9 protein-coding genes are annotated in these 12,328 nt (G+C 70.9%); 8 read left to right on the top strand and 1 reads right to left on the bottom strand.

Features of this window, described 5'->3' with window-relative positions; genetic code table 11:
* The 6 genes from Ade02nite_RS10690 to Ade02nite_RS10665 form a co-directional block, all read left to right on the top strand.
* A partial coding sequence (locus Ade02nite_RS10690) for a cellulose binding domain-containing protein (protein WP_203761427.1) occupies nucleotides 1-408 on the top strand: 408 nt, incomplete at its 5' end.
* A gap of 33 nt (nucleotides 409-441) precedes the next feature.
* Complete coding sequence (locus Ade02nite_RS10685) at nucleotides 442-3,351, top strand: glycoside hydrolase family 48 protein (protein WP_239168664.1); 2,910 nt, start codon at nucleotides 442-444, stop codon at nucleotides 3,349-3,351.
* An 11-nt stretch (nucleotides 3,352-3,362) separates the two neighbouring features.
* Nucleotides 3,363-4,445 (top strand): lytic polysaccharide monooxygenase auxiliary activity family 9 protein, encoded by a 1,083-nt coding sequence (locus tag Ade02nite_RS10680; protein ID WP_203761426.1) that lies wholly within the window; start codon nucleotides 3,363-3,365, stop codon nucleotides 4,443-4,445.
* Nucleotides 4,446-4,762: 317 nt separating this feature from the next.
* On the top strand, nucleotides 4,763-6,061 hold the full coding sequence (locus tag Ade02nite_RS10675) for an SGNH/GDSL hydrolase family protein (RefSeq protein ID WP_203761425.1): 1,299 nt from the start codon (nucleotides 4,763-4,765) through the stop codon (nucleotides 6,059-6,061).
* Complete coding sequence (locus Ade02nite_RS10670; RefSeq protein WP_203761424.1) at nucleotides 6,058-9,447, top strand: glycosyl hydrolase 115 family protein; 3,390 nt, start codon at nucleotides 6,058-6,060, stop codon at nucleotides 9,445-9,447. Before Ade02nite_RS10675 ends, Ade02nite_RS10670 begins: the two co-directional genes overlap by 4 nt.
* Complete coding sequence (locus Ade02nite_RS10665; RefSeq protein WP_203761423.1) at nucleotides 9,447-10,670, top strand: SGNH/GDSL hydrolase family protein; 1,224 nt, start codon at nucleotides 9,447-9,449, stop codon at nucleotides 10,668-10,670. The genes Ade02nite_RS10670 and Ade02nite_RS10665 overlap by 1 nt, the downstream gene beginning before the upstream one ends.
* Nucleotides 10,671-10,673: 3 nt before the next feature.
* Here Ade02nite_RS10665 and Ade02nite_RS10660 read toward each other — a convergent pair whose 3' ends face one another.
* On the bottom strand, nucleotides 10,674-11,294 hold the full coding sequence (locus Ade02nite_RS10660) for an L-threonylcarbamoyladenylate synthase (RefSeq protein WP_203761422.1): 621 nt from the start codon (nucleotides 11,292-11,294) through the stop codon (nucleotides 10,674-10,676).
* Nucleotides 11,295-11,310: 16 nt separating this feature from the next.
* Here Ade02nite_RS10660 and Ade02nite_RS10655 point away from each other — a divergent pair, with 16 nt between their 5' ends.
* Together Ade02nite_RS10655 and Ade02nite_RS10650 are read left to right on the top strand one after the other, a co-directional pair.
* Nucleotides 11,311-11,880 carry an RBBP9/YdeN family alpha/beta hydrolase gene (locus Ade02nite_RS10655; protein WP_203761421.1) on the top strand — a complete coding sequence of 190 codons (570 nt, stop codon included), beginning with the start codon at nucleotides 11,311-11,313 and terminating at the stop codon, nucleotides 11,878-11,880.
* A gap of 33 nt (nucleotides 11,881-11,913) precedes the next feature.
* Nucleotides 11,914-12,222 carry a hypothetical protein gene (locus Ade02nite_RS10650; protein ID WP_203761420.1) on the top strand — a complete coding sequence of 103 codons (309 nt, stop codon included), beginning with the start codon at nucleotides 11,914-11,916 and terminating at the stop codon, nucleotides 12,220-12,222.
* Nucleotides 12,223-12,328 lie beyond the last annotated feature (106 nt).

The following is a 12,328-nucleotide window of genomic DNA, read 5'->3' as shown; positions in this document are numbered from 1 at the left end:
CCCACCACGCCGCCCACCACGCCGCCCACCACGCCGCCCACCACGCCGCCCACCACGCCGCCCACCACGCCGCCGACCACGCCGCCCACGTCGCCGGCCGGTGGCTGCGAGGCCACGTACCGGATCACCGGCCAGTGGCAGGGCGGCTTCCAGGCCGAGGTGACCGTCAAGAACACCGGCGCCACCGCGGCCACCGGCTGGAGCGCCGGGTGGACCTTCACCGCCGGCCAGACCCTGACCAACGCCTGGAACGGCACCGCCACCCAGACCGGCACCGCGGTCACCGTCCGCAACGCCGGATACAACGGCGCGCTCGCTGCCGGCGCGTCCACCACCTTCGGCTTCCTCGGCAGCGTCGCCGGAGCGAACAACCCCGTCCCCTCTCCCGTCACCTGTGCCCTCTCCTGAGAAAGGAATCCCCACGTGCGAGTACGACAACGAGTGAGAAGACGCCTGCGCCGCGGGCTGGCCTTCTCCGGCGCCGCCGTCCTCGGCGCCGGCGTGGCCCTCGCGGCCGGTGCCCCCGCCCTCGCCGCGCCCGGCTGCACCGTCGTCTACAAGGTGCAGAGCCAGTGGCCCGGCGGGTTCACCGGCGACATCGCGATCACCAACACCGGCGATCCGCTCACCAGCTGGAAGCTCGAGTACGACTTCCCCGACGCGGGCCAGAAGGTCGGCCAGGGCTGGAACGGCGTCTACGCCCAGAGCGGGCAGCACGTCACCGTGTCGAACGCGGCCTGGAACGGCAACCTCGGCACCAACGCCACCGTCAGCACCGGCTTCAACGGGACCTTCGGCTCGGCCAACCCGGTGCCCGGCGCGTTCACGCTCAACGGGGCGCCCTGCAACGGCGCCGTCGCCGCGCCCACCGTCGAGATCACGAGCCCGGCCGCGAACACCCGGTTCACCGCGCCGGCGTCGATCCCGATCACGGCCACGCCCACCGCGGCCTCCGGCGGCTCGATCAGCAAGGTCGAGTTCTACCACGACGGGCTGCTGCTCAACACCGACACGGCCGCTCCGTACTCGTACACCTGGGCGGGTGTGCCGAGTCAGGCCGCGGCCTATCACCTCCAGGCCATCGCGTACGACGCGAACGGGGTCAAGAGCAACACGGCCGACGTGCCGGTCTTCGTGGACGCCGCGACGACCCCGGCGATCGTCGCCGACGCCACCTCGGTGACCGTCTCGCCGGGCGGCAGCGCCACCTTCAAGCTGGCCCTGTCCAAGGCGCCCACGGCGAACGTGACCGTCGCCGTCGCCCGCAGCGCCGGGGCCACGACCGTGTCGGCCTCGCCGGCGTCGCTCACCTTCACCCCGTCCACCTGGAGCACCGGCCAGACGGTGACCGTCGCGGCCACCAGCGCGGCGGCGCTCGGGGCGACCGCCACCTTCTCGGCCACCGCGAGCGGGCACACCGCCGCCACGGTGAACGCGACCGTGGCACAGCAGGGCTCCGCGGACGCCCGGTTCACCCAGCTCTACAACGACATCAAGAACCCGGCCAACGGCTACTTCAGCCCGGACGGCGTGCCCTACCACTCGATCGAGACGCTGATCGACGAGGCGCCCGACCACGGCCACGAGACGACCTCCGAGGCGTTCAGCTACTGGCTGTGGCTCGAGGCCGAGCACGGGCACGCGTCGGGCGACTGGGCGCCCTTCAACAGCGCCTGGGCGACGATGGAGAAGTACATCATCCCGTCGCACGCCGACCAGCCCACCAACGACAAGTACGACGCGTCCAAGCCTGCGACGTACGCGGCCGAGTACCCGCTGCCGTCGCAGTACCCGTCGCAGCTCGACAACAGCGTCTCGGTCGGCAGCGACCCGCTGGCCTCGGAGCTGAAGAGCGCGTACGGCACCTCCGACATCTACGGCATGCACTGGCTGCTCGACGTCGACAACGTGTACGGCTTCGGCCGGTGCGGTGACGGCACGTCGAAGAACGTCTACATCAACACCTTCCAGCGCGGCCCGCAGGAGTCGACGTTCGAGACCGTGCCGCAGCCCTCCTGCGACACCTTCAAGCACGGCGGCCCGAACGGCTACCTGGACCTGTTCACCAAGGACTCCAGCTACGCCAAGCAGTGGAAGTACACCAACGCGCCCGACGCGGACTCCCGCGCGATCCAGGCGGCGTACTGGGCGTACACCTGGGCGACCGAGCAGGGCAAGCAGTCGCAGATCTCGGCGGCCGTCACGAACGCGGCCAAGATGGGTGACTACCTGCGGTACTCGTTCTACGACAAGTACTTCAAGCAGCCGGGCTGCGCCTCGACGTCGTGCGCCGCGGGCACCGGCAAGAACGCCAGCAACAACCTGATGTCCTGGTACTACGCCTGGGGCGGTGCGACCGACACGAGCGCCGGCTGGGCGTGGCGGATCGGCTCGAGCACCAGCCACTTCGGCTACCAGAACCCGATGGCCGCGTACATCCTGTCGAACGTCAGCGCCTTCGCCCCGAAGTCGCCGACCGCCAAGGCCGACTGGCAGGCCAGCCTCAACCGGCAGCTCGAGTTCTACCAGTGGCTGCAGTCGTCCGAGGGCGCCATCGCCGGTGGCGCGACCAACAGCTGGAACGGCAGCTACCAGGCCCGCCCGGCCGGCACGCCGACGTTCTACGGTCTCGCCTACGTCGAGGCCCCGGTGTACGAGGACCCGCCGTCGAACCGCTGGTTCGGCATGCAGACCTGGTCGCTGGAGCGCCTCGCCGAGTACTACTGGCTCACCAACGACGCCAAGGCGAAGTCGGTGCTCGACAAGTGGGTGCCGTGGGCCCTGGCCAACAGCACCATCAGCGCCACGGACTTCTCCATCCCGTCCGACATGGAGTGGTCGGGCGCCCCGGCCACGTGGAACCCGTCCTCGCCGGCGGCGAACACCAACCTGCACGTCACGGTGACGAGCAAGGGCCAGGACCTCGGCGTGGCGGGCTCGCTGGCCAAGCTGCTGACGTACTACGCGGCGAAGTCGGGCAACGCGGCGGCGAAGACCGCGGCGAAGAACCTGCTCGACGCGATCTGGACCAAGAAGGACGCCAAGGGCGTGTCGGTCACCGAGACCCGCGCCGACTACAACCGGATGGACGACACCTACAACGCGTCCACCGGACAGGGCATCTACATCCCGCCGGGCTGGAGCGGCACGATGCCCAACGGCGACGCCATCAAGCCGGGCGTGTCCTTCCTGGACATCCGCTCCTTCTACAAGAACGACCCGGACTTCCCGAAGGTCCAGGCCTACCTGAACGGCGGCCCCGCGCCCACGTTCAACTACCACCGCTTCTGGGCCCAGGTCGACGTCGCCACCGGCTACGCCGACTTCGCCCGCCTGTTCCCGAACGGCTGAGGGGGTTCGAGATGAGAAAACGCTGGCTTGTGTACGCCGTGAGCGCCGTCCTCGCCGCGGGCGCGGCCCTGGTCGGCCTCCCGGGCGCCGCCGAGGCCCATGGCGCGATCATGGTGCCGGGCAGCCGGACGTGGCTGTGCTACAAGGACGGCCGCAACCCGTCCACCGGGGCGATCGAGCCGACGAACGCGGCCTGCGCGGCGGCCGTCGCGCAGAGCGGCACGACGTCGCTCTACAACTGGTTCGCGGTGCTGCGCTCGGACGGGGCGGGCCGGATGTCCGGGTTCATCCCGGACGGCCAGCTCTGCTCGGGCGGCACCGGAGGCCCGTACAACTTCACGGGCTTCAACCTGGCCCGCGACGACTGGCCGGTGACGCACCTGACCTCGGGTGCGACGCTGGGGGTCAAGTACAACAACTGGGCGAAGCACCCGGGCACGTTCCGGCTCTACATCACCAAGGACAGCTGGAGCCCGACCCGGCCGCTCGCCTGGAGCGACCTGGAGTCCACGCCGTTCGACACGGAGACCAACCCGCCGGACAACGGCGGCCCGGGCAGTGACGACGGCTACTACTACTGGAACGCGAACCTGCCGTCCGGCAAGAGCGGCCGCCACCTGATCTACTCGGTGTGGCAGCGCTCGGACAGCAACGAGACGTTCTACGGCTGCTCCGACGTGGTCTTCGACGGCGGCAACGGCGAGGTCACCGGCATCCGGGGGAGCGGCACCACCCCGGGCACCCCGACGACGCCGACCACGCCGACGACGCCCACCACGCCGAACCCGGGTGGTTCCGACTGCTCGGCGATGTTCACCGTGACGGGCTCGTGGAACGGCGGCTTCCAGGCCGAGGTGATGGTGCACGCCGGCACCGCGGCGATCGGCAAGTGGACGGTCTCGTGGACCTGGCCGGGCGGGCAGACCCTGACCCAGGCCTGGAGCGGCACGGCGTCGTCCAGCGGCTCCATGGTCTCGGTCAAGAACGCCACCTGGAACGGCACGGTGGCGGCCAACGGCCAGACGACGTTCGGCCTGATCGGCTCGGGCGCCGCCCCACCCTCAGTGAACAACCTGGCCTGCTCCACGGCCTGACCTTCCACCCACCCCACCCGACGGCGGCGCGAGTCCACTCGCGCCGCCGTCGGCGCACCTCTGTCACCCCTCCACCCCCCCTCGGCGGCACCGTACCTTGGCCGCGCCCGCGTTGTGGCCTCCTGGGCTCGGGGCGAAAGTTCCGACGCTTTTCGGTAACGATTCGATGCCATCTCCTCACCATGATCGGCCTGGAGTGTCTTGACGACATAGATGAACGCCTTTACGTTACGGAGGTCCGTCCGATGTGTTACCGAAACTTTCGGCCGCCTCATCGCGATGGGAGGCCCCTCGCCCCGCTGCCGAGAAGGAGCCCCATGCCCACCCGACGCGAACTCCTCGCCCTCACCTCCGGCGCCGCCGTCACCGCCGCCGCGTCCGGACTGGCCGTCCCCGCCTCCGCTTCCGCCGCCTCCTCGTCCCCGCACCGGGGAGACGACGACCTCGACTGGGTCGCCTCGTGGGCCGCCGCCCCGACGACCATCCCGCCCACCCCGCCGCTGGTGCTCACCGCGCAGACCGTCCGCCAGATCGTGCACCTGAGCGCCGGCGGCGACGAGCTGCGCATCCGCATCACCAACGAGTTCGGCACCACCCCGCTGCGGGTCGGCGCCGTGCGGGTCGCCGTGCGCGCCGGCACGGGCGCGAGCACCGCCATCGTCCCCGGCACCGACCGGCGGGTCACCTTCGGCAATCGCACCGACGTGATCCTGCCCGCCGGGTCGCCGCTGGTCAGCGACCCGGTGCGGCTGCGCGTGCCACCCGGCGCCGACCTGGCGATCAGCCTCTTCCTGCCCGCGCGCACCCCGGTCACCACGGTCGCCGCGTTCGCCTTCCAGGACAACGTGGTCGCCGACGGTGACGTCACCGCGGCGCGCACCGTCACCCCCGTACAGACGATCGGTCAATATCTGTTCCTCTCGGGCGTCTCCGTCCGTGACCGCGGCTCCGCGATCGTCACCCTCGGCGACTCGATCACGAACGGCGCCAACACCCAGAACAACCTCAACCACCGCTGGCCCGACCTGCTCGCGGCCCGGCTGCGCGCCGCCGGCCTGGAACGCGGCGTCGCGAACGTGGGCATCTCCGGCAACCGCCTGCTGCACGACCCGAACCCGCCCGCCGGCAGCGAGGCGGAGACGTTCGCGAACTACTTCGGCCACAGCGGCCTGCGCCGGTTCGACCGCGACGTGGTGGCCCAGCCCGGCGTACAGCATCTGATCGTGCTCCTCGGCGTGAACGACCTCGGCCATCCCGGCACCGTCGCGCCCCCGTCCGAGGTGGTGACGGCCGACGACCTGATCTTCGGCCACCGCCAGCTGATCGCCCGCGCCCACGCCGCCGGCATCCTCGCCATCGGCGGCACGATCCTGCCGTTCAAGGGCGACACGTTCGGCTTCTACACCGAGGCCAACGAGCGCAAACGCGACGTCCTCAACCGCTGGATCCGCTCCGGCGGCGAATACGACGGCGTCGTCGACTTCGACCGCGCCATGGCCGACCCGGCCGACCGCCTGCGCCTCAACCCGGCCTACGACAGCGGCGACGGCCTCCACCCCAACGACACCGGCATGGCCGCGATGGCCGACGCCGTACCCCTGAGGTTGTTCAAATGAGCCGTCCAGTCCGCGCTCCGCGCCCCGCAATCTCTGCTCTGCGCCCTGTCGCTCGCGCCCTGGGTCTTGCCGCCCGCGCCCTGCGCCCCAGCGGTCGCGTCCTGGGTCCCGCCGCTCTCGCCCTGCGTCCCAGCGGTTCTGCGCTGCGTCCCAGCGGTTCTGCGCTGCGTCCCAGCGGTCTTGCGCTGCGTTCCAGCGGTCTTGCGCTGCGTCCCAGCGGTCTTGCGCTGCGTCCCAGCGGTTCTGCGCTGCGTCCCGCCGCTCGCACTCTGCTTCCCGCGGCCGTCGCCCTCACGGTCACCGCGACGCTGCTCGCCGTCCCTGCCGCCTCGGCGCCCGCAGCCGATCGCGCGGCCGATCCCGCCGCCGCTTCCGGCTCGTTCAAGGCGAACACCACCGGGTACATCGCCACCCGCCCCGGCCCGGGCCGCTTCCCGCTGGTGGCCGGCGGCAAGGCGGCGCCCATCGTGGTGAGCACCGCGGACTACGCGGGCGTCATCCGAGTCGTCGACGACCTGCAGACGGACATCGAGAAGGTCACCGGCGTCCGGCCCACCGTAGTGCACGACGACACGTGCGCCGAGTTGTCCACAGCGGGCGGTTGTCCACAGGGCGCCGGCACGATCTCCAGCATTTCCGGGATAATGACCGACGGGGGCTCCCCCTTGGGAAGGGCGGGGTCGGCTCAGGGTGGCTCGTCGATCAACGGCACCCGCCCCACCGGTTCCGGCGACCCCGTGATCGTCGGCACCATCGGCAAGAGCCCCCTCATCGACCAGATCATCGCCCGCGGCAAGCTCGACGTCCGCGGCATCCAGGGCAAATGGGAGACCACCGTCGAGCAGGTCGTCACCGACCCGTTGCCCGGTGTCCGCCGCGCCTTCGTGATCGCCGGCAGCGATCAGCGCGGCAGCATCTACGGCACCTACGACGTCTCCCGCAACATCGGCGTCTCCCCTTGGTACTTCTGGGACGACGTCCCCGCCGCCCCCTCCGAGGAGCTCTACGTTCTGCCGGGCCGGCACACGCAGGGCACCCCGAAGGTCAAGTTCCGCGGCTTCTTCATCAACGACGAGAACCCCGCGACCGGCACCTGGGCTCCCGGCTTCTTCGGGCCGGGCAAGGCGCCCGGTCATCCCGGCGGGCTGAACTCCGCGTACTACGCCAAGGTCTTCGAGACGATGCTGCGGTTGAAGGCGAACTACCTGTGGCCGGCCGTCTGGGGCCGCGCCTTCGCCGAGGACGATCCGCTCAACCATGCGACCGCCAGCTTCTACGGCGTGGTCATGGGCACGTCGCACGAGGCTCCGATGATGCGCGGCATCGAGGAGTGGAACCGGCATCCCACCGGCACCGGCGAGTGGAGTTTCCGCCGGAACGCCGACGCGATCAAGGCGTACTGGCGCGACGGCGCGGAGCGGATGCGCGACCAGAACATCGAGGGCGTGATCACGCTCGGCATGCGGGGCAACGGTGACGTGTCGCTGCCGGACGGGGACGGCATCGACCTCATGTCGTCGATCATCGACAGTCAGCGGCAGATCCTGCGGGAGACGGGGCTGATCGACCGTCCGCAGGTGCAGACCCTCTACAAGGAGGTGCAGCGCTACTGGGACAACGGCTACCGCCCGCCGGACGACGTCACCGTGGTGTTCTGCGACGACAACTGGGGCAACATGCGCCGGCTGCCTGACGCGTCGTTGCCGGCAAGAAAAGGCGGCTACGGGCTGTATTACCACTTCGACTACGTCGGCGACGGCCGCAACTACAAGTGGGCGGACACGGTCAACCTCACCAACACCTGGGAGCAGCTGCACCTGGCGTACACCTCGGGTGTGGATCGTCTCTGGATGGTGAACGTCGGCGATCTGAAGAACGAGGAGCTGCCGGCCCAGTTCTTCCTGGACTACGCGTGGAACCCGGACGCGTTGCCGGTCGGGAAGCTGGGGGAGTGGAACCGCCGTTTCGCCGCGCAGAACTTCGGGACGTCGCTCGCGCCGGCCGTCGCGGAGCTGCTCGACACGTACGGGCATCTCCAGTCGCGCCGTAAGCCGGAGCTGCTCAACCGCCGGATCACCACGAACCCGGCGACCGGCGAGGTCACCTACAACGACGAGGCGAGCCCGTTCAGCCGTACGGCGTACGACGAGATGAACCGCGTGACCGAGGAGTGGCTGCGCCTCGCCGAGCACGCGACCCAGGTCCGCAGGCGGGTGCCCGCGGCCTTGCAGGACGCCTTCTACCAGCTGGTCTACTACCAGATCAAGGACACGGCGATCATCTACGACCTGCGCCGCGCGGAGTTCACCAACATCGAGTACGCGGCACAGGGCCGCGCCGCGACCAACCGGCTCGCCGACCGCGCCGAGGCGCTGTTCGCCGAGGACCAGGCGATGAGCCGTTACTACAACGAGGAGCTGGCCGGCGGGAAGTGGAAGGGCTGGCAGACCCAACCCAAGATCGGGTACGGGAACGTGGCCCGCTACGGGCCCAACGCGCCGTGGCAGCAGCCCGAGCTCAACAACGTGGCGCTGCCCGACGAGATCTTCCCGTACTTGAAGCGCATCGACGTGCCGGAGCAGGCGTCGCTGGGTGTGCTGCCCGTGCTGCCGTCGTCGATCAGCCCGTGGGCGGCCCGGTCCTCCGATCCGCACCTGGAGATCTACAACAAGGGCACCACCGCTTTCTCGTACGAGGTGAGCACCGGGCAGCCGTGGCTGCGCGTCACGCCCGCCTCCGGCCGGGTCACCGACGAGGTCCGGGTCTCGGTCAGCGTGGACTGGAAGCGCGCGCCCCTCGGCGTGACCACCGTCCCGGTCACCGTCTCGGGCGCGGGCACCTCGACCGTGGTGGACGTCAAGGTGGAACGGCCGCGGGTCGCCCCGGCCGGGTTCCTCGAGGCCGGCGGGCACGTCGCGATCGAGGCCGACCACTACTCCCGCAAGTCGGGCTCGTGGCAGCTGCTGCCGGGCATCGGCCGTACGGGCAACGGCCTGACACCGGTGTCGCAGGGCGCGTCGCTGTCGTACACGGTCACCCTGACCGGCGACCAGCCCGTCCGGATCTCCGCGTATCTGTCGCCGCGCAACAGCGTCTACACCCCGGCCGGCATCCGGTACGGCGTCTCGGTGGACGGCGCGCCGCCGCAGATCGTCAACATCACCACGGCGACCGGCGCGAACGACACCACGATGAACCGGCAGTGGGCCCGCAACACCTCCGACAACATCAACATCACCACGACGACGCACGAGATCTCCGGCCCGGGCAAACACACGGTGACGTTCCACGCCGTCGATCCGACCGTGATCGTGCAGCGCCTCGTGATCGACACGGGCGGGCTGCAGCAGTCGTACCTGGGCCCGCCCGAGAGCCGGAGGTTCTGATGCGCCGGCGTTCCCTTCTCGCCCTGGGCGGTGTGGCGGTCCCCGCCGCCGCGGCCGCGCTGCCGGGCCGGCCGTCGTCCCGTACGGCCTGGATCCACACCTGGACGGCCATGCCGCAGCTGACCGAGCCGCACAACCTGCCGCCGGCCCCGTTCGCGAACCTGGCGGACACGACCCTGCGGCAGACCGTGCACGTGACGGCCGGCGGTCAGCGGCTGCGGGTGCGTTTCTCGAACGCCTTCGGCGCGGGCGACCTGACCATCGGCTCGGCCTCGGTCGGGCTGCCGCTCGGGGGCCGGGCGGGGGTCCCGGCCCTCGAGCCGGGCAGCGCGCGCCCCCTCACGTTCGGCGGCCGGCCGTCGGTGACGGTGCCGGTGGGCGCGCAGATCGTCTCGGACCCGGTCGCGCTGCCGGTCGCGGTGTCGGCCAACCTGACCGTCACGGCGTACGTCCCGACGGGTCTGACCGGCGACGCCGTGACCGGTCATCCGGGGTCGCGCACCACGTCGTACCTGCTGAAGGGCGACCACAACGCGGACCCGGACCTGCCGGGCGCCACGTCGACCGACCACTGGTATCTGATCAGCGCGGTGGAGGTGCCGGCGGCCGTGCCGGCGCTGGCCGTGGTCGGCGACTCGCTGACCGACGGCCGGGGCTCGACGACCAACGGCAACGACCGCTGGCCCGACCAGCTCTTCGCCCGGGGCGTACGGATCGCCGTGCTCAACCAGGCCGCGGGCGGCAACCGGGTGCTGCGCGACGGTCTCGGCCCCAACGTGCTGGCCCGCCTCGACCGTGACGTGCTGGCGGTGGGCGGCGTCGACCGGATGCTGCTGTTCGAGGGGGTGAACGACATCGGCACGGCGGAGGCGACCGAGCAGGCCCAGAAGCAGATCGTCGACGATCTGCTGGTCGCCTTCGAGCAGATCGTGCTGCGCGCGCACGCCGCCGGCCTCACCGCCTACGGTGCCACGCTGACACCGTTCGGCGGCAACACGGGGTACGACGACCCGGCCGGCCTGCGCCGCCGCTCCCGCCGGGCGGTCAACGAGGGTCTGCGGCGCCTCTTCGACGGGGTCGCCGACTTCGACGCGGCCGTACGCGACCCCGCCGCGCCCGAGCAGCTGTTGCCCGCCTACGACACCGGCGACCACCTGCACCTGAACCCGGCCGGCTACGGGGCGATCGCGGCCGCCGTACCGCGCAGGTGGCTTCAGCCCTGACCGCTACTCGAAGCGGCTGGGGTCGCCCGCACCCACCCGCAGGATCTCCGGCTCGCCGTCGGAGAGGTCGACGACAGTGGTCGGCTCGGTGCTCCCTTCGCCCGAGTCGACCACGGCGTCCAGCTGGTGGTCGAGGGTCTCCTTGATCTCCCAGCCCATGGTCATCGGCTCTTCCTCGCCGGGCAGCAGCAGCGTGCTGGACAGCAGCGGCTCACCGAGCTCGGCGAGGATCGCCTGCGCCACGATGTGGTCCGGGATCCGCACGCCCACGGTCTTCTTCTTCGGGTGCAGCAGGCGCCGGGGCACCTCTTTGGTCGCCGGCAGGATGAACGTGTACGCCCCCGGCGTGGCAGCCTTGACCGCCCGGAACGACGCGTTGTTGATCTGCACGAACTGGCCCAGCTGAGCGAAGTCGCGGCACATCAGCGTGAAATGATGACGCTCGTCGAGATGACGGATCTCCCGGATCCGGTCGAGACCGTCCTTGTTGCCCATCCGGCAGCCGAGCGCGAAACACGAGTCCGTGGGATAGGCGATCAGCCCGTCCCCGCGGATGATGTCCACCGCCTGGCGGATCGCGCGGGGCTGCGGGTTGTCCGGATGCACGTCGAAATACTTCGCCACCCGCGAAGTCTAGTGAGTGAGGCCCCCCTCTGTGATCGACTCCCCGCGCATCACCGCCGTCACCGTCCCCGGCATCGACGGCTCCGGCCCCGGCCACTGGCAGACCCTGCTCGACGCCGACCCCACGTTCCTGCGGATCCAGCCCTCCTCCTGGACCGACCCGGACCTCGACGACTGGATCGCGGCCCTCGACCGAGCCGTGGCCGTAGCCGACCGCCCGATCCTGGTCGCCCACAGCCTGGGCACCCTCACCGTCGCCCACTGGGCGGCCCGCCCCGGCCTCCCCCCGGTCACCGGCGCCCTGCTGGTCGCCATCCCCGACCCCGACGGCCCCGGCTTCCCCACGGCCGCGTCCTCGTTCCGCGACGTGCCCCGCACCCCGCTGCCCTTCCCGTCGATCGTGGTAGCCAGCACCAACGACCAGTACGACCCGTCCGGCGTGGCCCCCACCTACGCCGAAGCGTGGGGCAGCCGCCTGCTCGACCTGGGCGACGCCGGCCACATCAACACCGACGCCGGCTACGGCGAGTGGCCACTGGCCCACACCCTGATCGCCTCCCTGCGCGACACCCAGAGGCACGCGTAGGCGCGGGCCCTCGCGATCACCCGGGGAACAGCCGTGGGCGGCCTCAACCGGGAGAACCCGATCCGCGCCGCCGAATGGCGTGACCTGGCGGCCGCCCAACCGGACTTCACCACCATGACGACAGCCGAGGCGAGGGTGCCCTCCGGCATCCGCCGCATCGCCTGCCCACCGGTCACCTGCTGGACCGGCCACCCAGTGCCCTTCTTCGTCAACGAGGACGTCATCGAGGTCCACTACGCCGACGCCGCGGTCCTCCACCGGATGACCCAGCTCGCCGCCTCCCTCAACGCCAAAGCAGTCACCCACGACGACGACCCGGTCGACAGCACGCTGGACGGGTGACCGCCCCGGTTACCGGCCGGCCCGTCGGCCGCGACAGGGCGGCCCGGCGCTGCGCTCCCGGGCCTGAGACAGACTCTGCCCGCTCGGCGTGTGCCCGCGCCGGCTC

Source organism: Paractinoplanes deccanensis, assembly GCF_016862115.1.
GTDB lineage: Bacteria > Actinomycetota > Actinomycetes > Mycobacteriales > Micromonosporaceae > Actinoplanes > Actinoplanes deccanensis.
This window is presented reverse-complemented; position numbering and strand designations above follow the sequence as displayed.

Bases quoted from the DNA above. Each gene is read 5' to 3' on its own strand.
- Ade02nite_RS10680 (WP_203761426.1), top strand. From the start codon at position 3,363: ATGAGAAAACGCTGGCTTGTGTACGCCGTGAGCGCCGTCCTCGCCGCG.
- Ade02nite_RS10675 (WP_203761425.1), top strand. From the start codon at position 4,763: ATGCCCACCCGACGCGAACTCCTCGCCCTCACCTCCGGCGCCGCCGTC.
- Ade02nite_RS10670 (WP_203761424.1), top strand. From the start codon at position 6,058: ATGAGCCGTCCAGTCCGCGCTCCGCGCCCCGCAATCTCTGCTCTGCGC.
- Ade02nite_RS10665 (WP_203761423.1), top strand. From the start codon at position 9,447: ATGCGCCGGCGTTCCCTTCTCGCCCTGGGCGGTGTGGCGGTCCCCGCC.